This window comes from Chryseobacterium elymi, from assembly GCF_003385495.1.
GTDB lineage: Bacteria > Bacteroidota > Bacteroidia > Flavobacteriales > Weeksellaceae > Chryseobacterium > Chryseobacterium elymi.
On sequence record NZ_QNUH01000024.1, the window covers coordinates 1 to 12,266 of the forward strand.

At 36.5% G+C, this 12,266-nt stretch carries 9 protein-coding genes and 1 rRNA gene; 7 read left to right on the top strand and 3 right to left on the bottom strand.

The window, feature by feature from the left end:
- From rrf to DRF60_RS18605, 3 genes are all read left to right on the top strand, one after another.
- A 5S ribosomal RNA gene (gene rrf / locus DRF60_RS18595) occupies positions 1–78 on the top strand; the annotation flags it as partial.
- A 254-nt stretch (positions 79–332) separates the two neighbouring features.
- The gene (locus DRF60_RS18600) at positions 333–1,451 is read left to right on the top strand and encodes a vWA domain-containing protein (protein ID WP_116014321.1); all 1,119 of its coding nucleotides are present in this window, start codon (positions 333–335) and stop codon (positions 1,449–1,451) included.
- Positions 1,452–1,508: 57 nt separating this feature from the next.
- Positions 1,509–2,948: an AAA family ATPase gene (locus tag DRF60_RS18605; RefSeq protein WP_116014324.1), complete on the top strand. Its 1,440-nt coding sequence runs from the start codon at positions 1,509–1,511 to the stop codon at positions 2,946–2,948.
- 85 nt (positions 2,949–3,033) lie between these two features.
- Here DRF60_RS18605 and DRF60_RS18610 read toward each other — a convergent pair whose 3' ends face one another.
- Positions 3,034–4,662 carry an acyl-CoA carboxylase subunit beta gene (locus DRF60_RS18610; RefSeq protein WP_116014327.1) on the bottom strand — a complete coding sequence of 543 codons (1,629 nt, stop codon included), beginning with the start codon at positions 4,660–4,662 and terminating at the stop codon, positions 3,034–3,036.
- A gap of 393 nt (positions 4,663–5,055) precedes the next feature.
- On the opposite strand from DRF60_RS18610, the gene DRF60_RS18615 reads away from it, so the two are divergent.
- The 3 genes from DRF60_RS18615 to DRF60_RS18625 are packed head-to-tail and all read left to right on the top strand — an operon-like array spanning position 5,056 to position 7,805.
- Positions 5,056–5,934: a DMT family transporter gene (locus DRF60_RS18615; protein WP_116014330.1), complete on the top strand. Its 879-nt coding sequence runs from the start codon at positions 5,056–5,058 to the stop codon at positions 5,932–5,934.
- Positions 5,935–5,948: 14 nt separating this feature from the next.
- Entirely contained in the window at positions 5,949–7,031 is a 1,083-nt protein-coding gene (locus DRF60_RS18620; protein ID WP_116014333.1) for a putative type IX sorting system protein PorV2, read from the top strand.
- Between the two features lie 21 nt (positions 7,032–7,052).
- Positions 7,053–7,805, top strand: a complete 753-nt coding sequence (locus DRF60_RS18625) for a hypothetical protein (RefSeq protein ID WP_116014336.1) — start codon at positions 7,053–7,055, stop codon at positions 7,803–7,805.
- A 66-nt stretch (positions 7,806–7,871) separates the two neighbouring features.
- On the opposite strand, the gene uvrC is transcribed toward DRF60_RS18625, so the two are convergent.
- On the bottom strand, positions 7,872–9,665 hold the full coding sequence (gene uvrC, locus DRF60_RS18630; RefSeq protein ID WP_116014339.1) for an excinuclease ABC subunit UvrC: 1,794 nt from the start codon (positions 9,663–9,665) through the stop codon (positions 7,872–7,874).
- 86 nt (positions 9,666–9,751) lie between these two features.
- Positions 9,752–10,420, bottom strand: coding sequence for a hypothetical protein (locus DRF60_RS18635; RefSeq protein WP_238640243.1), 669 nt, complete (start codon positions 10,418–10,420; stop codon positions 9,752–9,754).
- A 222-nt stretch (positions 10,421–10,642) separates the two neighbouring features.
- On the opposite strand from DRF60_RS18635, the gene hutH reads away from it, so the two are divergent.
- The gene (gene hutH / locus DRF60_RS18640; protein ID WP_116014427.1) at positions 10,643–12,130 is read left to right on the top strand and encodes a histidine ammonia-lyase; all 1,488 of its coding nucleotides are present in this window, start codon (positions 10,643–10,645) and stop codon (positions 12,128–12,130) included.
- Positions 12,131–12,266: the final 136 nt, after the last annotated feature.

Sequence of the window (12,266 nt, forward strand, 5' to 3'; positions counted from 1 at the left end):
TTCCCATTCCGAACACAGAAGTTAAGCCCACCAGCGCCGATGGTACTGCGAAAGCGGGAGAGTAGGCCGCCGCCAGTTTTTATTAAAAAGTCTCATACAACACAGTTTGTATGAGACTTTTTTTGTTTTTATACCTATCCACCAAAAAATATCAATTATCTTTAAATAAGTAATAAATTCTATCTACAACCTCTGTAGAAATTTGTATAATCTGTGGTTTACCTTATTTATCCCCATTTATTCTAAATATTAATCAAGATTATTTTTATTCATAAAGATTAAAATAGATTAAATCTCTTAAAGGCCTTTTATTTATGTTGTAACTTTATTTCATGAAAGAGCATATCGTGAGAGGGTTCAGATTTGAAACTTACAAGGCACCAGAATTATCTGTATTTGATCGGCTGCTGGAAATTTTTACAGATTTGTTAACCCATACCTCGGGAGATTTTGATGAAGCGATTGACTGGCTTCGAATGTTGGATGAAGAATACCAACTTACTACTCCGGAATATACTATTGACGATTTTATTGAAGATCTTAAAAAGAAAGGATATATCCGTGAAGAAGTTGATCCTAATGGTGGAAATGGAATTCGCCTGAGCGCAAAAATGGAACAAAATATTCGTAAACAAGCGCTTAATCAAATATTCGGGAACCTTGGAAAAAGTGGCAATGGAAATCATAAAACCAATAAAAGCGGAACGGGGGAAGATACAACAGGGGAATTTCGTAATTATAACTTTGGAGATCCGGTAGAGAAAATTTCTATTACCGAAAGTCTTAAGAATGCCCAGATCAATAACGGAATCGGAGATTTTCATCTTACTGAAGATGATTTAATTGTTGAAGACAGTATTCACCAATCTCAGATGAGTACGGTTTTGATGATCGATATCAGCCACAGTATGATTTTATATGGGGAAGATCGCATCACTCCAGCCAAAAAGGTAGCCATGGCGCTTGCAGAACTTATTACAACACGTTATCCGAAAGATACTTTGGATATTATCGTTTTTGGAGACGATGCATGGCCTGTTAAAATTCAGGAGTTGCCTTATTTGCAGGTTGGGCCTTACCATACAAATACGGTTGCAGGACTCCAACTGGCGATGGACATTTTACGCAGAAAAAGAAATACCAATAAGCAGATTTTCATGATTACCGACGGGAAACCAAGTTGCGTTCGTCAGCCGGATGGTACATACTACATGAATTCTTATGGTTTAGATGAATATGTTGTTCAGAAATGTTATAATATGGCGTCTCAGGCCAGAAGACTGCATATTCCGATTACTACTTTCATGATTGCGCAGGATCCCTATTTACAGCAATTTGTGAGTGAATTTACAGAAGCCAATCAAGGGAAAGCTTTTTATACAGGACTTAATGGATTAGGTCACATGATTTTTGAAGATTATGAAACGAACCGTAAGAAAAGAATCCGCTAAAATTCATTATTCATAAAAATATATTTCAAGAAGTTAATAAATCAGATTTTAAATAAAATGACTGAAAAGCCAACTATAAAAACATTAGGCTCACTAAGAGCATCAGGATACATATCAAAAAACATTAAAGACGAATTACGAGATAATTTAAAAAATAAAATTCGCAATAAAGAATCTGTATTTGAAGGAATTTTCGGATACGAAAATACGGTTATTCCTCAATTGGAGCATGCTATTCTAAGCCGGCATAATATTAATTTATTAGGATTAAGAGGTCAGGCAAAGACCAGGCTGGCAAGAATGATGACTTCATTGTTGGACGAATGGATTCCTTTTGTTGCAGGAAGCGAAATTAATGATGATCCATTCAACCCAATTTCTCGTTTCGCAAAAGAATTAATTGAAGCAGAAGGCGATAATGCCCCGATAGAATGGCTTCACCGTGATGAAAGATTTTTCGAAAAACTGGCAACTCCGGATGTGACTGTTGCCGACCTGATCGGTGATGTTGATCCTATTAAAGCTGCCAATCTGAAACTTTCTTATGCAGATGACCGTGTGATTCATTTTGGAATGATTCCGCGTGCAAACCGTTGTATTTTTGTCATCAATGAATTACCGGATCTTCAGGCGAGGATACAGGTTTCCTTGTTTAATATTTTGCAGGAAGGGGACGTACAGATTCGTGGATTTAAGGTGAGAATGCCTTTGGATATCCAATTTGTTTTTACGGCGAATCCTGAAGATTATACCAACAGAGGAAGTATTGTGACTCCGCTGAAAGACCGTATCGGATCGCAGATTTTGACACATTATCCTGAAAACATCAATATTGCAAGGGAAATTACCAGGTATGAATCCAGCTTAGACGGACGTCAGAAAAATGGAGTATATGTTCCTTCTTTGGCGAAAGATCTTTTGGAGCAGATTGGTTTTGAAGCTCGTGACAGCGAATATGTAGATTCAAAAAGCGGAGTGAGCGCACGTATGAGCATCACTGCCTTTGAAAATCTATTGAGTACTGCGGAACGCAGATCTTTATTAACGGGTGATGAAACAACGTCTGTAAGATTAAGTGATTTTGTAGGTATAATTCCTGCGATTACAGGGAAAGTGGAGTTGGTATATGAAGGCGAACAGGAAGGTGCGGAAGTGGTTGCCCAGTTATTAATTGATAATGCGATCAGAACTTTATTTGCATTTTATTTTCCGAAAGTGGAAAAGCTGGAGAAAAAGAGTATTGATGGACCGTTTAGTCAGATTACGGATTGGTTTTTGGAAGACGACGGCTCTTTGGAAATTACTGATGAATCTTCGGATGAAGTCTATGCAAAATCTCTTAACAGAATTGCTCCTCTTGACCAGATCATTGAAAAATATCAACCGGATACGTTACCAGAAGATATTTTATTCTTAAAAGAATTTATTCTTTGGGGGCTGGCAGTTAATAAAAAACTGAATAAAGAGAGATTCAGAACGGGAGTGTTCTTTTCTTAGAATTCAAAAATTTCAACAGGATAAAAACAAAAGATGTGGAAAATCAATTCCACATCTTTTTTTATTTTTACGAAAACCAATATGATCAAACCTGAATAACTCCCAGATTGAATTTTTCAGTAATAGGAGAATGATTGGCAGCTTCAATCCCCATAGAAATCCATTTTCTTGTATCTGTAGGATTGATGATTGCATCTGTCCAAAGTCTGGCAGCAGCATAAGTAGCTTCTGTCTGCTTTTGATATCTTTTTGTAATAGTATTTAAAATCTCATTATGCTCTTCTTCGGTAATCTCTTTACCTTGCTTCTTTAAAGTAGATTCCTGGATTTGCACTAAAACTTTTGCGGCCTGAGACCCACCCATTACAGCAAGATCTGCCCAAGGCCAAGCTACTATTAATCTGGGATCATAGGCTTTACCACACATTGCATAGTTTCCTGCACCATAAGAATTTCCTGTAATGATCGTAAATTTCGGCACCACTGAATTCGAAACGGCATTGACCATTTTAGCACCATCTTTAATAATACCTCCATGTTCAGACTTTGAACCCACCATAAATCCTGTTACATCCTGAAGAAAAACTAAAGGAATCTTTCTCTGGTTGCAGTTGGCAATAAACCTTGTTGATTTATCGGCAGAATCCGAATAAATAACACCACCGAACTGCATTTCACCTTTACCGCTTTTTACAAGCTTTCTCTGGTTGGCTACAATTCCTACAGACCAGCCATCAATCCTGGCTGTAGCACAAATGATGCTTTTTCCATAATCAGGTTTATATTCATCATATTCTGAATTGTCAACCAAACATTTAATGATTTCGTATGTATCATACTGCTCCGTTCTTGAAACAGGAACAATTCCAAAAATATTATCAGGATTTTCCTTTGGAGGGAAACTTTCTATTCTATCAAATCCTGCTTTTTCATAAGTTCCAATAGATTTCATGATCGTTTTAATCCTGTCTAAGGCATCTTTATCATCTTTAGCCTTATAATCTGTAACGCCTGAAATTGAACAGTGTGTAGTAGCTCCACCAAGGGTTTCATTATCAATGCTTTCCCCGATAGCAGCTTTTACCAGATAACTTCCGGCAAGGAATATAGAGCCTGTTTTATCAACAATCATCGCTTCATCGCTCATAATAGGAAGATAGGCACCTCCAGCCACACAGCTACCCATAACAGCCGATATCTGGATAATTCCCATAGCGCTCATTTTAGCATTATTTCTGAAAATTCTTCCGAAGTGTTCTTTATCAGGAAAAATCTCATCCTGCATAGGAAGGTACACACCTGCTGAATCTACAAGATAAATGATAGGAAGCTTGTTTTCCATCGCAATTTCCTGGGCTCTTAGATTCTTTTTCCCGGTGATAGGAAACCATGCACCGGCTTTTACAGAAGCATCGTTAGCAACAACAAGACATTGTCTGCCGGAGACATAACCCATTACGACTACAACTCCGCCACCAGGACATCCTCCATGCTCTTCATACATTTCGTAGCCGGCAAATGCACCTATTTCTATGGAATCTGAACCTTTGTCGAGAAGATATTCAATTCTTTCTCTTGCTGTCATTTTTCCCTCATCCCGAAGCTTTTGAAGCCTCTTTTCACCGCCTCCTTTTTTTATTTCAGCGAGCAATTGATTGATATCAGATAATTTTAATCTATTTTGATCTTCCCGTTTATTAAATTCAAGGTCCATAAAATTTTAATTTTTTACGGCTAAAGATACTATTTTTATAATGAATGGCGTTTGAAGTAAAACAGGTGTTTAATATATTGGTTCTCAGAAAATTGTGAAATTTTTAACAAAAAAATATTTTTAAATTACTGATATTTTTTTTAACTTTACTTCAGAGTAAAAGGAATGATATTCCTTGTTAATTACTCTAAGTTCCTAGTTTATTTTTTTAATAGTTTATTATTTGAAGGCCCTGAACGTTGAACAAATTTTCAGGGTTTTTTATGCCATATTATGTGCAGATGAATTCAATTTTACATTTTCTGAATTTTCTTTGACTTAATTTATCTTTTTATCAGTATTTCTAAAAGCTATTTGTAAATTTGCCTGTTAAAAATTTACACAATTTAGAATATGCAAAAATTAGCACTTTTCAGGCTGCATTTAATTGTTTTTTTATGGGGGTTCACCGCAATTTTAGGAAAACTGATTCATGCTAATGCGCAGATCCTTGTATTTTACAGAATGTTGTTTGCAGCTGTGTTTTTATTTGTCTTTATCAGGGTTTATAAAAAGGAAAGTATTAAGGTATCCAGGAAAATATTTTTACAGCTTGCCGGAATAGGTTGTGCCATGGCACTTCACTGGTATTGTTTTTTTTATTCCATTAAAGTATCCAATGTTTCTATAGCATTAAGTTGCCTGTCTCTTTCTACCTTATTTGCTTCCATATTGGAGCCAGTTATTTTTAAAAGAAAGATCGATATATCAGAAGTTGTAATGGGCGTAGTAATAGTTGCCTGTATATTATTAATTTTTAAAACTGAGTTTCATTTTAAAGAAGGCATCATCTATGGGATTCTCTGTGCAGTATTCGGTACCATTTTCTCTGTTTTTAACGGTAAAATGTTTGGAAAAACAAGTTCAGGAAATATTATATTCTACGAGATTTTTTGTGGATGGTTTGTTCTGGCTGTATTTTATATGTTTACAGGACAGATTTTTCAGATGAATGAAATAAACTACAGAGATCTGGCGTTAATATGCTTATTGGCAAGTGTTTTTACAGCTTTTCCAATGCTGGAATCGGTGAAGCTGATGAAGTATATTTCGCCTTTTACTCTAATTTTAACAGTTAATTTAGAACCTGTCTACGGAATTATACTAGCTTTTTTTATCTTTGGAGAATCAGAAGAAATGAGTCCTATTTTTTATGTAGCTTCAGGTGTTATGATATTGGCTATCATTGTAAATGGATTAATAAAAGCCAGAAAACAAAAAAACTTTAACTAAGCATCAAATTTTATATGATGAAAAAATACTTTTTACTTGCATTTTCACTACTGTTTGGGCTGTCCCAGTCTCAGATTATAAGAAAGTACTCCAATGAATTTTTGAATATCGGAGCCGGAGCAAGAGGACTTGCCATGGGTGGAGCTGTAATTTCCAACCAGGATGATGTATATTCACCGATGTGGAACCCGGCTGGTTTAATGGCTATTGAACGGGACTGGCAGGGTGCAGCAATGCACGCAGAATATTTTGAATCTATTGCAAAGTATGACTATCTGGCGTACGCAAAAGTCCTGGAAGAAGGAGTATTTGGAGTATCAATAGTACGATTGGGAGTAGACAATATCCTGAACACAACTCAAATGATCGATGCCGAAGGTAATATCGACTATGATAAAATCACCAAATTTTCACAGTCTGATTATGCGGCTATTCTTTCTTATGCTTTCAATCCAGCAGGCAATCCTAAACTGGATGTGGGGGTAAATGCTAAAATTGTTTACAGGAATGTAGGTAAATTTGCAAGCGGTTATGGTTTTGGCTTTGATATCGGGGCTATTTATAAGGCTGACAACGGATGGAAATTCGGAGGAATGCTGCGTGATGCAACGACTACGGTAAACTTCTGGAGTGTTAATCAGGGAGAACTTTCAACGGTAGTAAACGGGGAAGAGTTCAACCCGGCACCCAAAGATAAAATGGAACTTACGATGCCTAAGTTGAACGTTGGGGCAAGTAAAATATTCAATATCAACAGCAGCGTGTATGTATTGCCGGAAGCTGGAATCAATGTTGATTTTGCTAAAACAGCAGCTTTGATATCAACAGATTTTGCAAGCATAACGCCTTATGCCGGGGCTGAGCTTGGATATCAGAAAATGATCTTTGTAAGGCTTGGAATTAACAGATTTCAGTCTATTACAGATATTGAAGACCTGAAAAGAAAAGTTTCCTTCCAGCCGAGTGCTGGACTTGGAATAAGATACAGAGGACTTACACTGGATTATGCGATCACCAATTCAGGGATTGGAGGATCTAACTTCTATTCTAATTTTTTCTCCCTTAAATTAGATATGGGAGCATTCAGAAATGATTAACTTTGAATTAATTTAAAAGCAATGAAAAAGATTTCGGTATTCACGTTTATGTTAGCAGTAACTGCTGTTTTCGGGCAAAAAGTTTCTGATTATAAATATATTTCTATTCCTCAGACTTTTAAAGATTTCGAGAAAGAATCCTATGGTCTTGATGATTCTTTAGCTAAAGCTTTAAAATCCAAAGGATACGTAGTTGTCCAGGAAGGTAAAGATCAGTGGCCTTCAGAAATAGAGAAAAACTCTTGCAGTTTTGCCGTAGGCAACATACTTAATAAAAGCAGTTTTCTAAGAAATAAAGTAGAGCTTGAGTTTAAAGACTGTAAAGGGAATGTAGTATTTTCATCAAAAGGAAGTTCGAACATTAAAGAATATAAAGAAGGCTATCAGGACGCTCTTAAACAGTCTCTTATTTCACTTCCAGCTTCAAATCCGATGGCAAATCTTCAGGTTATAAAGGAAAGCCCAAAAGAAAATGTTGTTACAAAAAGTGAAGAGAGTTCATCTGCACCTGTTACAGAAAATACATCCGGGAAATATACCAACGGTAAGGTGAACCTTCAGAAAATCCAGGTAGATACCAATCAGTTTATTCTGGCAGACGGAGGAAGTTCTGTACCATTCGCCATTTTTAAAACTTCTTCAAAAAAAGATGTCTTTAGAGTAAAACTTTCAGACGGAAGCTATACTATTGGATATTATGAGAACGGAAATATTGTGATCGATATGCCACAGTCTAATGGTGAGTTTACTAAAGAAGTTTTTTCAGCAAAATAATTACAGATTATAAAATAAAAATATAAGATCTCCTTAATTCAAACAGAATTGAGGATTTTTTATTTCCTAATGGCTGTTGAAAAACTCCCAGATCACCTTCGCTTTACTTTTTCCTAGGATCTCTTCCAAAGTTTCCAAACTCGATTCCTTGATCCTTTTAACAGATTTCAGTTTAGAAAGCAAAAGCTCAATTGTTTTTTTTCCGACACCCGGAATTTCTTCCAGTTCAGACTTAATGGTAGAGTTTTTTCTTCTCGTCCTGTGGTGTTTTACTCCAAAACGGTGGGCTTCATCACGTACTCTCTGCAAAATTTTTAACGTTTCAGATTTCTTATCAAGATATAAGGGAATAGAATCTTCAGGAAAGAAAATCTCTTCGAGTCTTTTCGCGATCCCTACAATCGTGATCTTGCCATAAAGACCTAATAATTTTAAACTTTTTACTGAAGAAGAAAGCTGACCTTTTCCTCCATCTATCAGAATCAGTTGTGGAAGATCTTCCCCTTCATCCAGCATTCTTTTATAACGGCGGTAGATCACTTCTTCCATCGTGGCAAAATCATTGGCACCTTCTACTGTTTTCGGGTGGAAAATTCTGTAATCGGCTTTGCTTGGTTTTCCGTCTTTAAAAACCACACATGCTGAAACAGGGTTTGTTCCCTGGATATTCGAATTGTCAAAACCTTCAATATGTCTCGGTTCCACAGGCATTCTTAACAGTTTCTGCATTTCGGACATGATTCTGTTTGTATGTCTTTCCGGATCTACAATCTGTACCTGCTTTAACTTTTCTAAACGGTATTCCTTCGCGTTTTTCTCGGAAAGCTCCACAATCCTTTTTTTATCACCGACTTTTGGAACAATTAGCTTTACATTCGGGATTTCTACAGAAAGATGGAAGGGTAGCAATACTTCTTTAGAATCAGAACTAAACTTCTGGCGGATCTCGATCAAAGCTTCTTCCAAGATATCTTCGTCTGTTTCCTCAAGGATCTTTTTGATCTCCGTGGTAAAACTCTGAATGATATTTCCGTTTCTGATCTTGAAGAAATTCACATAAGCGGCCGCTTCATCACTGGTCATTCCAAAAACATCTACATCGTCAATATTTGGATTCACGACCGTATTTTTGGCCTGATAATCTTCCAGGATATCCAGTCTTTCCTTAATGATCTGTGCTTCTTCAAACTTAAGATTGGAAGCCATTTTCATCATCTGATTCACCAGATACTCTTTTGCTTTCCGGAAATCCCCTTTGATAATTCCTCGGATGGCATCGATCTTTTCATCATAATCCTCCTTGCTTTCCAGATCTTCACAGGGACCTTCACAGTTTTTAATATGATATTCCAGGCACACCTTGTATTTTCCCTCCGCAATTTTAGCAGGTGAAAGATTAAGGTTACAGGTTCTCAGCTTGTAAATATGTTTAATGGTATCCAGTAAAATCTTTGCAGGACGTACTTTGGCATAAGGCCCATAATATTCAGATCCGTCTTTGATTACATTTCTTGTGAGGAATATTCTTGGGAAACTTTCATTTTTAATACAGATCCACGGATACGTTTTATCATCCTTCAATAATACATTATAAAAAGGACGGTGTTCCTTGATCAGATTGTTCTCAAGTAAAAGGGCATCATATTCACTGTTGACGATGGTTGTTTCAAGACGCACGATCTTTCCTACCATTATTTTGATACGGTAGCCGGGAAGATTTTTATTGAAGTAGGAGAGAACCCTTTTCTTTAAATTTTTGGCCTTTCCTACATACAGTAATTGGTCGTTTTTATCATAATAACGATAAACGCCTGGTTCTGATGGTAAAGTTTTAAGCTGTAATTCTAAAGAAGGATTCATATAACAAAATTACGGAATCCATCCGGGATTTAAAAGAACAAAACTGCAGAGTTTTTCTGCAGTTTTAATGATAATGATTTACTATTTTATCCGTTCTTCATCGAAGTGTATTCACTTACAAGAAAGCTGAAATAGTCCCATTCAACTGAGTTTTTAGGATATTTTTTCATAAATTCTGTATTGTCGCCAAACAGGAATTCATAGTTATCTTCAAAATCATCCTTGTGAAGCCACATTATCTTATCGCCTTTCTTTACATAATAAGATTTAATAACGCCGCCGCCAAGCTGAGGAGAACCCATCATAGAAAAACCATTAGTTTCTTTAGCTCTCGGATCATGATATACAGAAATAATATCACTGAATTCAGGATTGATCAGCTGCATCAGGAATTCCTTATCATCTTTTTTATTTTTCAGGGAAACAGTCTGGTTAACAAAATGGATTCTGCCACCGTCTGTATTCTTGGTAAGCTTTTTAGTACCGAAGTTTCTGATGTTGCCCATATATTTTCCAACTTTTGCAATTTTTTCCGCATTGGTAGGGTATACATACATTTCGTTGATCTGTTCAGCATTGAATATTTCATTTTTTTTAGTGATGCTGTCTTTCAAAGCAACTTCATAGATTTGGCCTTTTTTAGTGTCAATCTTGCCGCAGAAACCTTTATGAGTTGTTCCGTCTTTTAAAATAATAGTTGATGTCTTTTTGGGAGACGGAGAATTAAAGCCCTCATTGAAGAGGTATGTTTCCATTTTTTTAATCTCTTCTTTGGAATATTTTACCTTCTGGGCAAAAGTTACAGTGCCTGCAAGACATAATGTAAGCAGTAAAGTTTTAAGTTTGATAAGTTATTGTTTTTGATTTCGGCAGTAAAAATAGCAAAATAATCTACCTATAATCAGAAAAATATGAGAAGGTAAAATTTAGCTTTTCCAATTATGGTTAAATGCGTAATTTTAAGGAAATTTTTAGAAATGATATACGGTGTAGATGTTTTTACTTTCCATGATGTTCTGGAAATCTGTAAAAAACCAAATAAAGCTAAACTTAATAAAGCAGCCAAAGAACAGATCCTGAAATCCCAGAAAAACGTTCAGAAAATAGTAGAATCCGATAGATGTGTTTATGGGATCAATACAGGTTTTGGACCGCTTTGCGATACTAAGATATCAGCTGACGAAACTGCTCAGTTGCAGTATAACCTTATCATTTCTCACGCGGTAGGGGTAGGAAAGCCTATCGACAAGGAATTTTCCAAAATCATGATCATTGCTAAGGTGCATGCATTGTCCAAAGGATTTTCAGGGGTTTCTATGGAAGTGATTGAAAGACTGATCCTGATGCTTGAAAAAGATATCATTCCTGTGGTGCCGGAACAGGGATCTGTAGGGGCTTCGGGAGATTTGGCTCCTCTTGCGCATCTTGTACTTCCGTTACTTGGATTGGGACAGGTTTGGGAAGGAGATCAGATTTTCGAAACTATGGAAGTTTTGGAAAGACATGGCCTTGAACCATTAGCCTTAGGCCCGAAGGAAGGCTTGGGACTGATCAACGGGACTCAGTTTATTTTGGCCCACGCTATTAAAGGGTTAGAAAAATTTGAATACTTGTTAAACTTAGCTGATATGACTGCCGCAATGAGTATTGAGGCTTACAGAGGTTCTGAAAGTCCGTTCAAAAAAGAACTTCACGACATCAGACCTTTTGAAGGCAGTAAAAAAGTGGCGGCCAGAATGGTTAAATTTTTAAAAGGCTCTGAAAATATGAAAGAGCATGAAGACTGTGAAAGAGTTCAGGATCCTTATTCTATGAGATGTGTACCGCAGGTGCACGGTGCCAGCAGAAATGCTTTTGAACACCTTAAGCTAATGGCTGAAACAGAACTGAATTCTGTGACAGACAACCCAATTGTCTTAAGTGCTGAAGAATCTATTTCCGGTGGAAACTTCCATGGACAGCTGATGGCGCTTCCTCTCGATTATGCTACATTGGCAGCGGCCGAATTAGGGAATATTTCAGATAGAAGAAGTTATTTATTATTAGAGGGAAAATACGGATTACCACGATTACTGACGGAAAGCTCAGGCCTGAATTCAGGATTTATGATTCCTCAATATACTTCAGCGGCTTTGGTTACGGAAAATAAAACGTTATGTTTCCCGGCATCGGCAGACTCTATCCCGACAAGTTTAGGACAGGAAGACCACGTTTCTATGGGAAGTATTTCCGGTAGAAAATTCAATCAGGTTTTGGGAAATCTGGTTAATATTTTATCTGTGGAATTAATGTTTGCTGCGCAAGGATTAGAATTCAGAAGACCTGCCAAATGTTCGAAAATTATTGAAGAAAACTATGCAGTGATCCGTTCTAAAGTTAAAAAACTGGAAGACGACAGATTGATAGGAAAAGACATGCTGGCGATTGCAGAGCTGATCAATAACAGAGAATTTAAAGTAGATTAATTTCAATTAAGAAAATATAAGGCTTCCAGAAATGGGAGCTTTTTTTTGTTCAATAAAGTGCATAAACCGCTTTTTTGCAGATTAGATCAATTAAAATACAGCAGGAAACAGATTTTTTGTATTAAGTCAACGAAAT

Bases quoted from the DNA above. Each gene is read 5' to 3' on its own strand.
- DRF60_RS18600 (WP_116014321.1), top strand. From the start codon at position 333: ATGAAAGAGCATATCGTGAGAGGGTTCAGATTTGAAACTTACAAGGCA.
- DRF60_RS18605 (WP_116014324.1), top strand. From the start codon at position 1,509: ATGACTGAAAAGCCAACTATAAAAACATTAGGCTCACTAAGAGCATCA.
- DRF60_RS18610 (WP_116014327.1), bottom strand. From the start codon at position 4,662: ATGGACCTTGAATTTAATAAACGGGAAGATCAAAATAGATTAAAATTA.
- DRF60_RS18615 (WP_116014330.1), top strand. From the start codon at position 5,056: ATGCAAAAATTAGCACTTTTCAGGCTGCATTTAATTGTTTTTTTATGG.
- DRF60_RS18620 (WP_116014333.1), top strand. From the start codon at position 5,949: ATGATGAAAAAATACTTTTTACTTGCATTTTCACTACTGTTTGGGCTG.
- DRF60_RS18625 (WP_116014336.1), top strand. From the start codon at position 7,053: ATGAAAAAGATTTCGGTATTCACGTTTATGTTAGCAGTAACTGCTGTT.
- uvrC (WP_116014339.1), bottom strand. From the start codon at position 9,665: ATGAATCCTTCTTTAGAATTACAGCTTAAAACTTTACCATCAGAACCA.
- DRF60_RS18635 (WP_238640243.1), bottom strand. From the start codon at position 10,420: ATGGAAACATACCTCTTCAATGAGGGCTTTAATTCTCCGTCTCCCAAA.
- hutH (WP_116014427.1), top strand. From the start codon at position 10,643: ATGATATACGGTGTAGATGTTTTTACTTTCCATGATGTTCTGGAAATC.